General features: G+C 68.7%; 15 protein-coding genes. 11 read left to right on the top strand and 4 right to left on the bottom strand.

Annotated features, from left to right (window positions below; genetic code table 11):
• Positions 1-72: 72 nt before the first annotated feature.
• Together IEV64_RS07430 and IEV64_RS07425 are read left to right on the top strand one after the other, a co-directional pair.
• A complete protein-coding gene (locus IEV64_RS07430; RefSeq protein WP_004044437.1) occupies positions 73-603 on the top strand; it encodes a 50S ribosomal protein L16 in 531 nt (176 codons plus the stop codon).
• A gap of 85 nt (positions 604-688) precedes the next feature.
• Positions 689-1,561, top strand: coding sequence for an ATP-grasp domain-containing protein (locus IEV64_RS07425; RefSeq protein ID WP_007274892.1), 873 nt, complete (start codon positions 689-691; stop codon positions 1,559-1,561).
• A gap of 24 nt (positions 1,562-1,585) precedes the next feature.
• Here IEV64_RS07425 and IEV64_RS07420 read toward each other — a convergent pair whose 3' ends face one another.
• Positions 1,586-1,948: an Hsp20/alpha crystallin family protein gene (locus IEV64_RS07420; protein WP_004970480.1), complete on the bottom strand. Its 363-nt coding sequence runs from the start codon at positions 1,946-1,948 to the stop codon at positions 1,586-1,588.
• 267 nt (positions 1,949-2,215) lie between these two features.
• Here IEV64_RS07420 and gap point away from each other — a divergent pair, with 267 nt between their 5' ends.
• The 3 genes from gap to IEV64_RS07405 all read left to right on the top strand — a co-directional run bounded on the left by gap (position 2,216) and on the right by IEV64_RS07405 (position 5,140).
• Positions 2,216-3,268 (top strand): type I glyceraldehyde-3-phosphate dehydrogenase, encoded by a 1,053-nt coding sequence (gap, locus tag IEV64_RS07415; protein WP_007274893.1) that lies wholly within the window; start codon positions 2,216-2,218, stop codon positions 3,266-3,268.
• Positions 3,269-3,346: 78 nt separating this feature from the next.
• Entirely contained in the window at positions 3,347-4,552 is a 1,206-nt protein-coding gene (locus IEV64_RS07410; RefSeq protein WP_188423539.1) for a phosphoglycerate kinase, read from the top strand.
• A 99-nt stretch (positions 4,553-4,651) separates the two neighbouring features.
• Complete coding sequence (locus IEV64_RS07405; RefSeq protein WP_188423538.1) at positions 4,652-5,140, top strand: metallophosphoesterase; 489 nt, start codon at positions 4,652-4,654, stop codon at positions 5,138-5,140.
• A 127-nt stretch (positions 5,141-5,267) separates the two neighbouring features.
• Here the strand turns inward: IEV64_RS07405 and IEV64_RS07400 are convergent, their stop codons facing one another.
• Positions 5,268-6,335 (bottom strand): type II glyceraldehyde-3-phosphate dehydrogenase, encoded by a 1,068-nt coding sequence (locus IEV64_RS07400; RefSeq protein WP_049920527.1) that lies wholly within the window; start codon positions 6,333-6,335, stop codon positions 5,268-5,270.
• 189 nt (positions 6,336-6,524) lie between these two features.
• On the opposite strand from IEV64_RS07400, the gene IEV64_RS07395 reads away from it, so the two are divergent.
• From IEV64_RS07395 to IEV64_RS07370, 6 genes are all read left to right on the top strand, one after another.
• Positions 6,525-7,484: an aminopeptidase gene (locus IEV64_RS07395; protein ID WP_188423634.1), complete on the top strand. Its 960-nt coding sequence runs from the start codon at positions 6,525-6,527 to the stop codon at positions 7,482-7,484.
• A gap of 123 nt (positions 7,485-7,607) precedes the next feature.
• Complete coding sequence (locus IEV64_RS07390) at positions 7,608-8,264, top strand: HVO_0476 family zinc finger protein (RefSeq protein ID WP_007274898.1); 657 nt, start codon at positions 7,608-7,610, stop codon at positions 8,262-8,264.
• Between the two features lie 96 nt (positions 8,265-8,360).
• Positions 8,361-9,299 (top strand): class I SAM-dependent methyltransferase, encoded by a 939-nt coding sequence (locus IEV64_RS07385; RefSeq protein ID WP_188423537.1) that lies wholly within the window; start codon positions 8,361-8,363, stop codon positions 9,297-9,299.
• 21 nt (positions 9,300-9,320) lie between these two features.
• A complete protein-coding gene (locus tag IEV64_RS07380; RefSeq protein WP_188423536.1) occupies positions 9,321-10,055 on the top strand; it encodes a protein-L-isoaspartate O-methyltransferase family protein in 735 nt (244 codons plus the stop codon).
• A gap of 117 nt (positions 10,056-10,172) precedes the next feature.
• The gene (locus IEV64_RS07375) at positions 10,173-10,448 is read left to right on the top strand and encodes a YgaP family membrane protein (RefSeq protein WP_188423535.1); all 276 of its coding nucleotides are present in this window, start codon (positions 10,173-10,175) and stop codon (positions 10,446-10,448) included.
• A gap of 123 nt (positions 10,449-10,571) precedes the next feature.
• Positions 10,572-11,900: a phage NrS-1 polymerase family protein gene (locus IEV64_RS07370; protein WP_188423534.1), complete on the top strand. Its 1,329-nt coding sequence runs from the start codon at positions 10,572-10,574 to the stop codon at positions 11,898-11,900.
• A gap of 32 nt (positions 11,901-11,932) precedes the next feature.
• Here IEV64_RS07370 and IEV64_RS07365 read toward each other — a convergent pair whose 3' ends face one another.
• Together IEV64_RS07365 and IEV64_RS07360 are read right to left on the bottom strand one after the other, a co-directional pair.
• Positions 11,933-13,036: a pyridoxal-phosphate dependent enzyme gene (locus IEV64_RS07365; protein WP_007274903.1), complete on the bottom strand. Its 1,104-nt coding sequence runs from the start codon at positions 13,034-13,036 to the stop codon at positions 11,933-11,935.
• Positions 13,037-13,095: 59 nt separating this feature from the next.
• Complete coding sequence (locus IEV64_RS07360; RefSeq protein WP_007274904.1) at positions 13,096-14,052, bottom strand: succinylglutamate desuccinylase/aspartoacylase family protein; 957 nt, start codon at positions 14,050-14,052, stop codon at positions 13,096-13,098.
• Positions 14,053-14,119 lie beyond the last annotated feature (67 nt).

The following is a 14,119-nucleotide window of genomic DNA, read 5'->3' as shown; positions in this document are numbered from 1 at the left end:
CACGACCGCGGCGGGCGAATGAAGCTTCGAAGCGTTTTTAGCCCGCCTGACCCTTCGGTTTCACAAGTAACCATGTCAGACAAGCCCGCCTCTATGTACCGGGAGATTACGAACCCGGCGTACACCCGACGCGAGTACATCACGGGTATCCCCGGTTCGAAGATCGCACAGCACAACATGGGCGACCTGCAGGCCGACCCCGAGGACTACCCCGTCCAGATCAGCCTGAAGGTCGAAGAGGAAGTGCAGATTCGCCACGGTTCGCTCGAATCCGCGCGTCTGTCTGCCAACCGCCTCATGCTCAAGCACGCCGGCGAAAAGCAGTACAAGATGATTCTGCGCAAGTTCCCGCACCACGTCATCCGCGAGAACAAGCAGGCGACCGGTGCGGGTGCCGACCGTGTCTCCGACGGGATGCGCCAGTCGTTCGGGAAGGTCGTCGGCACCGCCGCTCGCATCCCCAAGGGCGAGACGGTGTTCACCATCTACTGCGACGTCGAGGACGCGGAGACCGCGAAGGACGCCTTCCGCCGCGCGTACAACAAGATGTCGCCGCCGTGCCGCATCGTCGTCGACCGCGGCGAAGAACTGCTCGTCGCGTAAGTTCGCGTCGGCGCGTCGGCGCGTGCTCGGAACGCGCCTCGCCTCGAACCCACCATTTTTCCCCCGGGACCTCACCTCGTAGCGTATGCTTCGGTTGGCGGTCACCACCTCCAGCGAGACGTTCGAGCGAATGCGCGGCCCGCTCGGCGACCGCGGCATCGACGTGGGACATCTCCCCGCCGAGGGGTTCGCGCTCGACCTCTCGACGCCGCCGGCCGAGTCGTTCGACGTCGGCTTCGTCTACCCGTCCCGCCCGATGGAGGGCGGCGTCGTCACCGCCAGACACGACATCCCGTGGGTGAACACGCGCGAGGACGTGCTCACCTCGCGGAACAAGGCGGGCGTCATCGCGGCGCTCGAACGCGCCGGCCTGCCGGTCCCGCGGAGCGTCTGCGTCTCGAACCCGGCCGACGAGTCCGACCTGCTCGACGCCGTTGAATCCGCGGGTCTCGATTACCCCGTCGTCGTCAAGCCGAACTCAACGACACGCGGCGTCGGCATCGCCAAGGCCCACGACCCGGACTCGCTTTCGGGGCACGCGGACGTGCTGAGCCTCGTCCACGACTTCCGAGCGACCGGCGACAAGTCGTTTCTGATTCAGGAGTGGCTCCCGGACGCGCGGGACTACCGGGCGATGGTGCTCGACGGCGAGGTCGTCGGCGCGGTCGAGCGCCGCCTGTCCGACGGCGCGCGCGACGGCGGGCGCTGGAAGCACAACGTCCACCGCGGCGCGGAGGCGGTCGGGGTGACCCTCCCGAAGCGACACCGCGACCTCGCCGAGGCGGTCGCCGACGAGTTGGGCATCCGCTATCTCGGGGTCGACCTGCTCGAGTCCGACGGACGGGTCGTCGTCTCCGAGACGAACGCCCGGCCGACCATCGACGACGACGCGAAGTACGACGCCGGCTTTTTCGACCGACTGGCGGCGCTCATAGAGCGGGTCGCAAAGAAGTCCTGAGCGGGCCGCGGCGAGGTCGAGTCGCTACTCGACGTCGATTGCGGCGGAGTCCTCGGCGCGGTCGAACGTGACCTGCAGGACGCCGTTGTTGAAGGTGGCCGACGCGGAGTGCTCGTCGACGCGGGCCGGGAGGCGGATGCGTTCGTCGTACTCGCGGCGGTCACCGGCGGCGCTGATAGTCAGCGTCTCACCGTCGCACTTGAGGTCGATGGCGTCTTTATCGACGCCCGGGAGGTCCGCGACGAGTCGGAGTGTAGAGCCCTCATCGTACACGTCGATGTGGGTCTCGGAGGCGAATCCGGCGTCGCCTCCGGTCATGTCGTTCATCATCCGTTCGATTTCGTCGAAGATGTTGTCGAACGGGTCGTCGCGGTCGTCTCTGACCATGAGGGCCGCTATGAAATCGGAGGATAAAACGTTTCTGCCTGTGACAGTCTCCTGCCAACGAATCGCCAGAATTCGGCCGCGAGCGCCCGTCTACGACCCGACCGTCCGACCCACGAGTGGCGTGTCAATCTCCGCCCGTGTCTGACCGGTTATGTTCGTTTCTGTCGGTATTATGATTGTGAATGAAAGGTAACGTTCGATTCAGCCGGATTTACCGAAACAGATATACTCCTGCGCCCGGGATATCCATACGGATACTACTCGAACATGAGTGAAAAATCCTACCTCAGCGCGGGCGAGAACGTGGATGAATCGGACGTGGTGCGGGTGGCACTCAACGGCTTCGGCCGCATCGGCCGGAACATCTTCCGTGCCGTCCTCGACAACCCGAAGGTCGAACTGGTCGCCATCAACGACGTCATGGACTTCGACGACATGGCGTACCTCGCGAAGTACGACTCCGTCATGGGCCGACTCGACGGCGTCGAGCGCGACGGCGACTCGCTGTCCATCGGCGGCACCTCGGTGAGCCTCTACAACGTTCAGTCCCCCGCGGAGCTTCCGTGGGGCGAACTCGACGTAGACGTGGCGCTCGAATGTACGGGCATCTTCCGCACGAAGGAAGACGCCTCCGCACACCTCGAAGCGGGCGCGGACAAGGTCGTCATCTCCGCGCCGCCGAAGGGCGACGAGCCGGTCAAGCAGATCGTCTACGGCGTCAACCACGACGAGTACGACGGCGAGGACGTCGTCTCGAACGCCTCCTGTACGACCAACTCCGTCACGCCGGTCGCGAAGGTGCTCGACGAGGAGTTCGGCATCGAGAACGGTCTCCTGACGACCGTCCACGCCTACACGGGCAGTCAGAACCTCATCGACAGCCCCCACGCGAAACAGCGCCGCGGGCGCGCCGCCGCCGAGAACATCGTCCCGACGACGACCGGCGCGGCGCAGGCGGCCACCGAGATTCTGCCCCAGCTCGACGGCAAGCTCGACGGCATGGCGATTCGCGTCCCCGTGCCGAACGGCTCGCTCACCGAGCTCGTCGTCCGCCTCGAAGACAAGCCCGACGTCGAGGAGATCAACGACGCCTTCCGCGCCGCGGCCGACTCCGGCCCGCTCGCGGGCGTCCTCGGCTACACGGACGACGAGGTCACCTCGCGTGACATCCTCGGCCTGCCGTTCTCCAGCACCGTCGACCTCAACACGACCAACCAGGTCAACGACGGCGGCCTCTACAAGATTCTGACGTGGTACGACAACGAGTTCGGCTTCTCCAACCGGATGCTCGACGTCGCCCACTTCGTCACTCACCAGTAGACACCGCCGCCGCGAATCGCCCGCGATTTCAGCGCGAGCTACCCACCACTAAGTAATCCCTCCACGTTCTTCCACCCGATGTTCAAGACCCTCGACGACCTCGATCCGGAGCAGTGCGTACTCGTCCGACTCGACCTCAATTCGCCGGTCGAAAACGGCGAGGTCCAAGACAACCGACGGTTCGACCGCCACGCGGAGACCGTCCGCGAACTCGCCGAGGCCGGCCACCGCGTCGTCCTCATGGCCCATCAGGGCCGCCCCGGCGACGACGACTTCGTCTCGCTCGAACAGCACGCCGACATCCTCGCGAGCCACATCGACCGCGACGTGGGGTTCGTCGCCGATACGTATGGTGAGGACGCTATCGCCGCCATCGACGCGCTCGAAGCGGGCGAGGTGCTCCTCCTCGAAAACACGCGGATGTGCGACGAGGAACTCCCCGAGGAGGACCCCGAAGTCAAGGCCGACACCGAGTTCGTCCGGACGCTCGCCGAGCACGTCGACGCCTACGTCAACGACGCCTACTCGGCGGCCCACCGCTCGCACGCCTCCCTCGTCGGCTTCCCGCTCGTACTCCCCGCCTACGCGGGCCGCGTGATGCAGACCGAGTACGAAGCGAACTCCTCTATCGCCACCCGCGAGTTCGACGGGCAGGTGACGATGGTCGTCGGCGGGACGAAAGCCACCGACGTCATCGACGTCATGAACAATCTCGGCGACAAGGTCGACCAGTTCCTCCTCGGCGGCATCGCGGGCGAACTGTTCCTCCGCGCCGCCGGCAACGACGTCGGCTTCGACCTCGAAGGGATGGACTTCTTCGACGACCAGTGGGAGGAAAACCGCGAGACTATCGAGTCGCTCCTCGACGAGCGCGGCGACCAGATTAAGCTCGCCGTCGACCTCGCCTACGAGGACGAGACCGACGAGCGCGGCGAAATCGCGGTCGCCAACATCACGGAGAAGGACCGCGCGTACCTCGACGTGGGCTCGATGACGGTCGACGAGTACGACCCCATCATCCGCGACTCCGAGGCCGTCTTCGTGAAGGGCGCGCTCGGCCTGTTCGAAGACGAGCGCTTCGCGGTCGGCACGACCGGCGTCCTCCGCGCCATCGCCGAGACCGACTGCTTCTCCGTCGTCGGCGGCGGCGACACTTCCCGCGCCATCGAGATGTACGGCATGGACGAAGGCGACTTCGGCCACGTCTCCATCGCCGGCGGCGCGTACATCCGCGCGCTGACCGGCGCGCCGCTCGCCGGCGTCGAGGCGCTGAAGCAGGACTGAGTTCCTCGCACTCCCGTTCTTCTTCTCGGCGACCGCGTCGGAGCCGCGGAGCAGACGTGTCACCCAACGTTGATAGCCGACGCCGCCGAACCGACTCGCATGAAACTCGGCGTCGTCTCCGACACGCACGACAACCTCGATCACGTCGAAGCCGCGGTCTCGCACTTCGAATCGGAGGGCGCGGACGTGGTCGTCCACTGCGGCGACATCGTCGCGCCCTTTTCGGCCGCGCCGTTCGACGCTGACTTCGACTTCCACGCCGTCCGCGGCAACAACGACGGCGAGTGGGCGCTCCGCGAGGCGGTCGAGTCGTTCGGCACCTACCACGGCGACTTCGCGCACTTGACGCTCGACGGCCAAGAGATAGCGGTGTACCACGGCACCGAGGCCGGACTGGTCGACGCCCTCGTCGATTCGGGGACGTACGACTTCGTCCTGCGCGGCCACACCCACGAGCGGGTGGTCGAACACCGCGGGAAGACGACGCACGTCAACCCCGGCGGCCTGCCGATTCCCGGCGCTGACGACGAGTTCCACGTCGCGGTCGTCGACCTCGACACCGGGAACGTCGCGTCGCGGTCGCTCTGAGAGCGCGAGTCGAGTGGGTGGAAAAGCCGCGACTGCGCCGCACTGCACTGTACCGGACCGTCTCGCACCACACCGAACTGCACCGCACCGCACCGAACTGAACTGAACTGAACAGGCGATTCGCCGATTAGTCGTCGGCGAACTCCGCGCGCGCCTGCTCAGCGAATCCAGACGGGCTACCGGAGATACCGATACCGAGCGTCTGGTCCGTGAGTGCCATGCTGTCCTGTTGGTCTTCGGTGTCGAACATCGCGCGGATGGCGTCGACGTTCTCCGGAATCACGTCGGACTGCTGGTGGATGGCTTGGAACAGATAGAGGTCCCGGCCGTTGACGCCGATGGACTCGCCCCACACGCAGTTTTCCCACATGTCGCCGCGCGGGCGGCCCGCGTCGAGCGCGAAGTCCATGAGCTTGCCCGCGCCGTCGATGCCCATCCCCTCCGGGATGACGTAGACGCGGTTTTCGCCTTCGAGCAGTTGCCGGACGTGCGCGCCGGTCACGTCGTCTTCGAGCGTGACGTTGAGCGCGTGGACGTGCATCAGCGTCGCCGGCACCTTCAGCCCGAGCGTGTCGATTTCGAGGTCCGGGAAGATGGTCTTCACGTCGGGGCCATGGTGAGAAGGAATCTTGATCGGGTTCGGGAGAATGTCGTTTATCGGCCCGCGGGAGTTCTGACCGGGGTCGCCGCCGCGGCGGACGAGCGTCGCCCGGACCTTCTCGACGCCGTACTCTTCTTCGAGCGGCGCGATGATGCGCGAGAGGCCGGTCGTGTTACAGGAGACGACGCGGACGTAGTCGGCGTCGCGGGCGGCGTCGAAGTTGGCCCGCGCGTTGAAGCTCACGTCGGCCACGTCGGCGTCCTCGCCGCCTTGGAAGATGGCGGGCGTGTGGTGGGTCTCGTACAGTTCGCGGTTCTCCGCGCCGATGCCGGACGGCGTGCAGTCGACGATGATGTCCGCCTTGGCGACCAGTTCGTCGACCTCGCCGGCGAGCTCGACGCCGGCCTCGGAAAACAGCGGCGAACGTTCCGGAATCGCGGCGTACATCGGGTAGCCGCGTTCGCCCGCGGTGTGCGCTTCGAAGTTGGGCTGGGTCTTGGCCACGCCGATGAGTTCCATGTCGGGTTGCGCGTGGACCGCGTCGGCGACGCGCTTTCCGATTGTGCCGTAGCCGTTGACACCCACTCGTATCATGAGAGACAAACGACCGGGCCCGACCATAGTTATTTCGATGGTTAATACTTAGAAATTAACTCTCGGGCGAGTGAGTCCCTCGATTACCTCCGAGGCGAGTGAACCGCCCGATTCGGGGCGACGGGGCGGAAACCGAGCGGGGGAAGCCGGATGGGAACGCCTAACAGCGCCGGCGGCGCAGGTGTCCACATGACCGAAGCCGACGCCGACCTCCGCGCCGCCAGCGAGACGGCGGTCCGCCAGTGTCTCGACCTCCAGCCCGACGAGTCGCTCGTCGTCGTCACCGACGACAAGCGCGAGCGCATCGGCGAGGCGCTCTACGAGGTCGCGAGCGAGGTGACCGACGACGCGACCATCGTCCGCTACCCGCCGGGGAGCCAACACGGCGAGGAGCCGCCCGCGCCGGTCGCCGCCGCGATGCAGTCTTGCGACGCCTTCCTCGCGCCGACGACCAAGAGCCTGAGCCACACCCGCGCCCGCGGCGACGCCTGCGACGCCGGCGCTCGCGGCGCGACCCTCCCCGGAATCACCGAGGAGGTGTTCGTCACCGGCCTCGACGCCGACTACGACGCCATCTACGACCACAGCGCGGCCATGCTCGACGCCGTCGGCGACGCCGACGAACTGCGCGTCACGACCGAGAAAGGCACGGACATCACGTTCGTCCGCGGCGACCGCGAGTGGCTCGCCGACACCGGCGCAATCGCCGAGGCCGGCTCGTTTTCGAACCTCCCCGCGGGCGAAATCTTCCTCAGCCCCGCGTCCGCGACGGGCACCTACGTCGTCGACGGGACGATGATGCCCCACGGCCTCCTCGACGAGGGACAGGAGCTCCGCTTCGAAGTCGAAGACGGCTCCGTCACCGAGATTTCCGACGACGACATCCGCGGGCAGGTCGAGGCCGCGGCCGAAGAGGTCGGCGACGACGCCTACAACCTCGCCGAAATCGGCATCGGCACCAACGTCGGCGTGACCGACCTCGTCGGCTCCGTCCTGCTCGACGAGAAGGCCGCGGGCACGGTCCACATCGCCATCGGCGACGACGCCGGCATCGGCGGCGACACCGACGCACCGCTCCACCTCGACGGCATCATCCGCGAGCCGACGGTGTACGCCGACGGCGAGGAAGTCGACCTGCCGCAACCCTGAGCGGGCGCACGCCGCGACCGCGGCCGCGCGGCCAGCGGGTCGCCGAACGAGCGTCCTGCCACCGACTCCCACGCCGAAACGGAGAAAGGCGGCTTTTTACGGCCTGATGGGCTAGCGACCCGTATGAGCCCACCCGACGCCGGCGAGCGCGTCCCCCTCTCCTGTCCGACGTGTTCGCCTGACGAACCCACCGTTCACGAGGTGCTGAAGCCCGGCGGTCACTCGACCGTCCGGTGTACCGAATGCGGCCACGTCCACAAGGAGAAAGTCGAGATTCCCGACGAGACCGAGATGAACGTCGTCGTCTCGCAGGACGGCGACTCCGTCTCGACCGAGGTGCCCGTGCCGGTCGGCACGACCATCGAGGTCGGCGACGAGTTCATCGTCGACACGCCGGAGGCGATTCAGCTCGTGCGCATCACGGGCATCGAAGTCGGCCCCGAACAGCGCGCCGACGAGGCCGAAGTCGCGGACGTGAAGACCGTCTGGACCCGCGTCGTCGACAACGTCGCGGTCAACGTCACCATCCACCCGAAGGACGGCAAGCGCGAGGACACCCGGAGCGTCACCGTCAACGTCCCCGGCGACTACGAGTTCGTCGTCGGCGAGACGGAGGCGTTCGGCGACGAGGAGGTCGAAATCGAAGGCCTCGTCGTCCGCTCGGACGCCCCCGAGTACCGCCACGGCAAGCTCGACCACCCCGGCGACATGGTGTACGCGAAGGACGCGAAACGCGTCTACGCCCGCGACCAGACCTCGACCGCGTGGTCGGCCTGGTAAGGCGGAGCCGACGCCGAACCACTCCGGCCCGCCGCCGACGGCCCGTCCCGCCGGCCCAACGCACGACCTTTTGTTTCCCGACCCGTCGGTGCGACCATGCCTACCCGCGACCGGTCGCAGTCGTCGGTCGAATCGCTCGCGCTCCTGTGGGCCGCCCGCGAGAGCGGCGTCATCGACGCGCTCACGACGAGCGCCGGCACCGCCGAGGCCGTGGCCGAAACCGCCGGCATCGACTCCCGAGCCGCCCGCATCACCGTCGAGGCGCTGGCCGCGATGGGTTTCATCAAGCGCGTCGGCGACGAGTACGAGATAACCAACCGCGCGCTCGGCTTCCTCGCCAAGCGCGACGTGCGCTCCATCGGCCGCCTCCCGCACGCGCTCGACCGCTTTTCGCTCTACGCCGACCTCCCAGAGACGATGGTGACCGGCGAGTCACCCGCATTTCCGGACGACTGGTTTCGGAACCGACTCGGCGCGCACGACGCCACCGACGAATCGGTCGTCCGGGCCTGCGTCACCGCCGCGGTCCGCGAGGCCCCCGACGCGACGCGCGTCCTCGACCTCGGCGGCGCGTCGGGCGTCTTCGCCCGCGAGTTCCGCGCTCGCGGCCGCGACGTGACCCTCGTCGACGACGCGGACACCGTGGAAGTCGTCCGACCGCTCCTCTCGCGCGCCGGCGTGGACCTCGTCGCCGGCGACCCGACCGACCCGCCGGCGTCGGGGTTCGGCCTCGTCTTCGCCGGCGACGCCTTCGCCGGGCGCGAGCCCGAGGGGGCGCGAGCACTCGTCGCGGGCGCGCACGACGCCCTCGAACCCGGCGGGTCGGCGGCGTTCGTCGACAGCCTACACGGCCGGTGTTCGACCGACGCGACTGCGGGGCGAGCGGTGGACGCACTCGCGACCGGCCGCGGCGACCTCTACGACGAGTCGACGGTTCGCTCGTGGGTCGAATCGGCCGGATTCGACGGCTGTACGGTCCGAGACGTGCCGGGGACCGACCTGCAGGCGGTCGTCGGCGAGCGTGCGGTTGATTAGGACCGACCTCCGAGGTCGACTATGGACAACTCGGTGCTGCGCGACGACATGGTCGACGGCCTGGAGCACTCCCTGGAGTCGCTCCCGGAAGCCGTCGCCATCGCCATGCGCGGCGTCCCGCGACACGAGTTCGTCACCGACTCGCCGTATCAGAACCGCCCGACGGAGCACCGCGACACGAACACGACCATCCTCGCGCCGACGACGGTCGCGCGCCTGCTTTCCGCGCTCGACCCCCGGACGGACGACGAGGTGCTCGTCGTCGGCGCGGGCGTCGGCTACACCGCCGCGGTCATCGCCGAAATCGTCGGCGACGCCCGCGTCCACGCGGTCGATATCACGCGCTCGCTCGTCTACGAGGCGCGCGAGAACCTCCAGCGCGCCGGCTACGGCGGCGTCCTCGTCGACTGCCGCGACGGCGCGGAGGGGCTGGCCGACTACGCGCCGTTCGACCGCATCCTCGTCGAGGCCTCGGCGGTCCGCCCGCCCGCGCGGCTCCTCGCACAGCTCGCCGACGGCGGCCGACTCGTCATGCCGAAAGGCGTCGGCGAGCAGACGCTCGTCGCCGTCGAGGACGGCGAGGTGGCCGAGTCGTTCGGCCCGTTGTCGTTCAAACCGCTCCTCGTGGACGGCGAGCAGACGGGGAGCATCGTCAGAAACCGGACGCGCCGCGAGGACCCCGAGTACGAGGGCCGAGGCTGGCACGCCGGCCACGGCTGGGAGCAAGAGTGGATCGACTGGAGCGGTCGCGGGTAGACGAACGAACAGGGGGCCGACGCGTCCGCCGGCGTGACAGTCACGGTTCTCCGGGGGCGAGAACCGCCGGCGCACGATTTAGCCGCCGAGCGCGTAGCTACCAGTGGTGAATCAACCATGGAGAAGAACGTCGGCGGCTACGACCGCATCGCGCGCGCCGTCCTCGGACCGGTACTGATTATCGTCGGGGCGGCGAGTCTCGCGGGCTTCCTGACCATCGCGGCGGGGACGCTCGGACTCGTCGTCGCGGTCGCGGCGCTCCTCGTCGGAGCGGTCCTCGCGACCACGGCGGTCACCCAGAAGTGCCCGCTCAACGAACTGCTGGGCTTCAACACCTACGAGGGCGCGACGACGACCGAGACCGAATCCGCGGGCAAGCCCCGCGCGCAGTGAGCTTTTCTTCGACACTCGAACTCGGCCGCGACCGACGAGAGCGGTGATGCTGACCCGACTGTTATCAGATTGAATAACTAGCGGGAAACAGCTTTTGCGTCGCTCCAGAGACCGGACGTAGCGATGACGCCACCACTCCCGACGCGGGAACAGCTCCCGGACGACCTGATCGAACGGGCCAACTGGGTCGGGTGGCGAACACGGACGTGCGACGGCGAGGAGCGGCCGGTCCCGTGCGACGCGACCGGCGACCCCGCGTCGGTGACAGACGCGTCGGCGCGGACGACGTTCGAGGAAGCGCTCGCGCGCGTCCGAGGCGGCCCCGCCGACGGCGTGGGCTACGTCTTCACCGACGACGACCCGTTCGTCAGTATCGAACTCGACAACTGCCGCGACACCGAGACCGGCGCGACCGAGGCGTGGGCGCAGACGCTCGTCGACCGGCTCGACTCCTACACGGAAGTCAGTCCCTCGGGGACGGGCTACCGCGTGATTGTCCGCGGGACGCTCCCGCCGGGACGCACCCGAGCCGACGCCCTCGAACTCTCGGCCGGCGCGCGGTTCTGTCCCGTGACGGGCGACCGCGTCGACGGCGCGCCCGCGGCGGTCGCCGAGCGAAGCGACGCGCTCGCGGGGGTTCACGGCGCGTACGTCGAAGCCGGCCCCGAGCCGTCGCGGACTCCGACAATCGGCCCGGACGCTCCGGCGGCCGACCCAGTCCACTCGGACCCAGCCACACCGGAATCGGACCGAGCGCCCGCCGACGCGCGCCTCAACGAACTGAGCGGGCCGGGCAACGACCTCGCCGACGACGAGGTCGTCCGCCGCGCTTCGAACGCCGTCAACGGCGTGACGTTCACCCGCCTGTGGCGGGGCGACGCGAGCGGCTACGACGACCGCGACGAGGCGGACGCGGCGCTGTGTTCGATTCTCGCGTTCTGGACGGCCGGCGACGCGCGACAGATGTGTCGCCTGTTTCGAGACTCCGGGCTCTTCCGGCCGGCGTGGGACGAGGTCGCGTACGCCGACGGGTCGACCTACGGCGCGAAGACGGTCCTGCGAGCGATTCGGGAGACGAGCGAGTACTACGACCCCTCCGGCTGGTCGAGCGCGGTCCGGCGGTCGTCCACGCCGTCGGAGGACAACCGGAGGCGGGACGGCCGCGACGACGACGCGACGAGCGACCCGAGAGGACGGCCGCCGACCCCGACCGACGCGCCGCCGATTGACGACCGCGGGGCGTTCGAGCGGTTCGACGAACTCCGGGCGTGGCTCGACGACGTCGTCGACGAAAACGAGCGGCTCCGCGGCGAACTCGACGCGGAGCGGGAGCGACGGCGCGACCTCGAAGCGCGGGTGAGCGACGGCGGAGACGAAGGCGGCGACGGGGGCGGAGAGCGAGACGAACGGGCGGAGCGCGGCTGGTCGTTGTTCGGCTGGTTCCGGCCGTGACCGCCGCTATCTCGGCTGTGTACTGGGCGAGTTCACGATTTGAGTCCGCTTCCGGTGAGCGGTACGACCACGTCGGCGTCGCGGTCGAGGACGCCCGAGAGCCGCAGTTCGCGGAGCGCCGCGGGCGCGACGGCGCAGGTCGGCTCCGTGTAGAAGCCGTGGCGGTGGAGCCGGTCGAGCTCGTCTTCGACCGCGTCGGCCGACAGGGCGATGGCGTCGCCGCCGGTGTCGTCGAGCGCCTCGTGAATCTCGGCCTCGCGGACGGGGTCGAGAATCTGGATGCCGTCGGCGACGTCGTTCGTCTCGTCGGCCGTGTGGTGGCGGGCGTCGGCGATGGGCGAGTAGCCGGCGGCCTGCGCGCCGTACAGTTCGGGCATCCGGTCGGTCCACCCCGCCTCGTAGAGCGCGCGGAAGCCGCGGTACGCGCCGAGGAAGAGCGTCCCGTGGCCCAGCGGCGTGACGACCGCGTCGGGGACCGACCAGTCGCGCTGGGCGGCGATTTCGTAGGCGACGGTGGCCGTGCCCGCGAAGAACGCGGGGTTCCACGCGTGGCTCGCGTACCACGCGTCGTCGGCCTCGACGGCCTCGACGCAGGCGTCGGTCACGGCCTGTCTGGAGCCCTCGATTCGGACGGGCTTCGCCCCGGCGCGCTCGATGGCGCGGACCTTCGAGGGCTTGACCGACGCGGGGACGTAGATTTCGGCGTCGATGCCGGCGCGGGCGGCGTAGGTGGCGACGGCGGCCCCCGCGTTGCCCGAGGAGTCCTCGACGACGCGCTCGACGCCGAGTTCGGACGCGAGAGACAGCATCGTCGTCGCGCCGCGGTCCTTGAACGAACCGGAGGGAAAGACGTACTCCAGTTTGAACGAGGCCTCCCACTCCGCGGCGTCGACGAGGGGCGTCATCCCCTCGCCGAGGCTGGCGTGCGGCTCCGTCGGGAGGAAGTCGTCGAACGCCCAGAGACCGTCGCGGTAGTCGAGGTCGGCGTCGGTCGGGTCGGCCGCCGACGGCGTCGGGTCGGCCGCGAAGTCGAGCGGCTCGCCGCAGGCACAGCGCCAGCGCCACGCGTCGTAGGTCTCGCCGCAGGCGTCGCACGCGAGTCGGAGCCGGGTCGGGAGTTCGGGTGATGTCGTCATGAACGTAAGTGGGTGGTGTCTAGCGTGGAGTCGGGGTGTCGGTAGCGTGGAGTCGGGGGTCAGTACGTGTCGAGGTCGATGCCGACGGAACAGACGTACTCGCCGGAGGCGACCTGCGGGAGGCGGCGCGCGCGCCAGAAGACGCCGTCGTGGTCGGCGGTGACGCGGGCTTTGAGCTTGCCGAACACGTCGGTCACCTCGAAGACGACGTCGCCGGCGGAGACGCGCTCGCCGAGGTCGCGTTTGAACCGGACGAGGCCGCCGACCGGCGAGCCGTACTGGTCGAAGCCGCGGGCGCGGGTCTGGGCTTTCAGCTCCACGTCGCCGTCGAGGAAGTCGTAGCCGCGGAGGACGTTGTAGACGCCGCGGACGCCCTTCTCGATGCTCTCTTCGTCCCACCCGACACAGCCGCCGAGTTCGGGGTCGATAGTCGGGATGCCGGCGTCGGGGGCGGCGCGGGCGAGCTGGCCGTCGGGACCTTTCTGGTCGAGGACGTAGCCGCACCCGAACGTCTTGGCGAGCCGGAGGCACTTGGCGTGCATCCGGTGGTGGCGGCCACAGCGGACGCGGACCTCGTCTATCATCCGGCTCGTCGAGCCCTGATGGAGGTCGACGATGAGGTCGGCGTCGCGGGCGGCGGCGAACGTCGCGGCCGCGATGCGCTCCGAGGAGGTGCCGCGCTCGTCGCCGGGGTACGCCCGGTTCATCTTCGTGTCGTCTATCGGATTGCGGTGCTGTGCGACCTGAAAGGCGTGGTAGTTGACGATGCCGACGACGAGAATCGCCCCGGATATCTCCGCGGGGTCGAGTTGCGGGACGACCCGCTGGATGACGCCGACGCCGTTGAGTTCGTCTCCGTCCGAGGCCGCCTGCATGTAGAGCGTCTTGCCCGACGACGCGCCGTTGATGACGGCGACGGGCAGGCCGACGCTCCCGCCGTCGCGGGACTCGCCGACTTCGAGGCGGCCCACGTCCATCTCCCCGGGGGCCGCACTCGCCGTTCCCAAGGTAATCATACCGCCAACCTCGGACCCGTCTCCCTTTAGGGGTTCGGTCCGTTGAAGCCCCCGAGGAAAGCGTTGC

This window comes from Haloferax sulfurifontis, from assembly GCF_014635105.1.
GTDB classification, from domain to species: Archaea; Halobacteriota; Halobacteria; order Halobacteriales; family Haloferacaceae; genus Haloferax; species Haloferax denitrificans.
Note: the sequence above shows the minus strand (reverse complement) of the source record. Positions and strands in the feature narration are given on the sequence as shown.

Excerpts from the sequence above, each read along its gene's own strand:
- IEV64_RS07430 (WP_004044437.1), top strand. The coding sequence starts at position 73 with ATGTCAGACAAGCCCGCCTCTATGTACCGGGAGATTACGAACCCGGCG.
- IEV64_RS07425 (WP_007274892.1), top strand. The coding sequence starts at position 689 with ATGCTTCGGTTGGCGGTCACCACCTCCAGCGAGACGTTCGAGCGAATG.
- IEV64_RS07420 (WP_004970480.1), bottom strand. The coding sequence starts at position 1,948 with ATGGTCAGAGACGACCGCGACGACCCGTTCGACAACATCTTCGACGAA.
- gap (WP_007274893.1), top strand. The coding sequence starts at position 2,216 with ATGAGTGAAAAATCCTACCTCAGCGCGGGCGAGAACGTGGATGAATCG.
- IEV64_RS07410 (WP_188423539.1), top strand. The coding sequence starts at position 3,347 with ATGTTCAAGACCCTCGACGACCTCGATCCGGAGCAGTGCGTACTCGTC.
- IEV64_RS07405 (WP_188423538.1), top strand. The coding sequence starts at position 4,652 with ATGAAACTCGGCGTCGTCTCCGACACGCACGACAACCTCGATCACGTC.
- IEV64_RS07400 (WP_049920527.1), bottom strand. The coding sequence starts at position 6,335 with ATGATACGAGTGGGTGTCAACGGCTACGGCACAATCGGAAAGCGCGTC.
- IEV64_RS07395 (WP_188423634.1), top strand. The coding sequence starts at position 6,525 with ATGACCGAAGCCGACGCCGACCTCCGCGCCGCCAGCGAGACGGCGGTC.
- IEV64_RS07390 (WP_007274898.1), top strand. The coding sequence starts at position 7,608 with ATGAGCCCACCCGACGCCGGCGAGCGCGTCCCCCTCTCCTGTCCGACG.
- IEV64_RS07385 (WP_188423537.1), top strand. The coding sequence starts at position 8,361 with ATGCCTACCCGCGACCGGTCGCAGTCGTCGGTCGAATCGCTCGCGCTC.
- IEV64_RS07380 (WP_188423536.1), top strand. The coding sequence starts at position 9,321 with ATGGACAACTCGGTGCTGCGCGACGACATGGTCGACGGCCTGGAGCAC.
- IEV64_RS07375 (WP_188423535.1), top strand. The coding sequence starts at position 10,173 with ATGGAGAAGAACGTCGGCGGCTACGACCGCATCGCGCGCGCCGTCCTC.
- IEV64_RS07370 (WP_188423534.1), top strand. The coding sequence starts at position 10,572 with ATGACGCCACCACTCCCGACGCGGGAACAGCTCCCGGACGACCTGATC.
- IEV64_RS07365 (WP_007274903.1), bottom strand. The coding sequence starts at position 13,036 with ATGACGACATCACCCGAACTCCCGACCCGGCTCCGACTCGCGTGCGAC.
- IEV64_RS07360 (WP_007274904.1), bottom strand. The coding sequence starts at position 14,052 with ATGATTACCTTGGGAACGGCGAGTGCGGCCCCCGGGGAGATGGACGTG.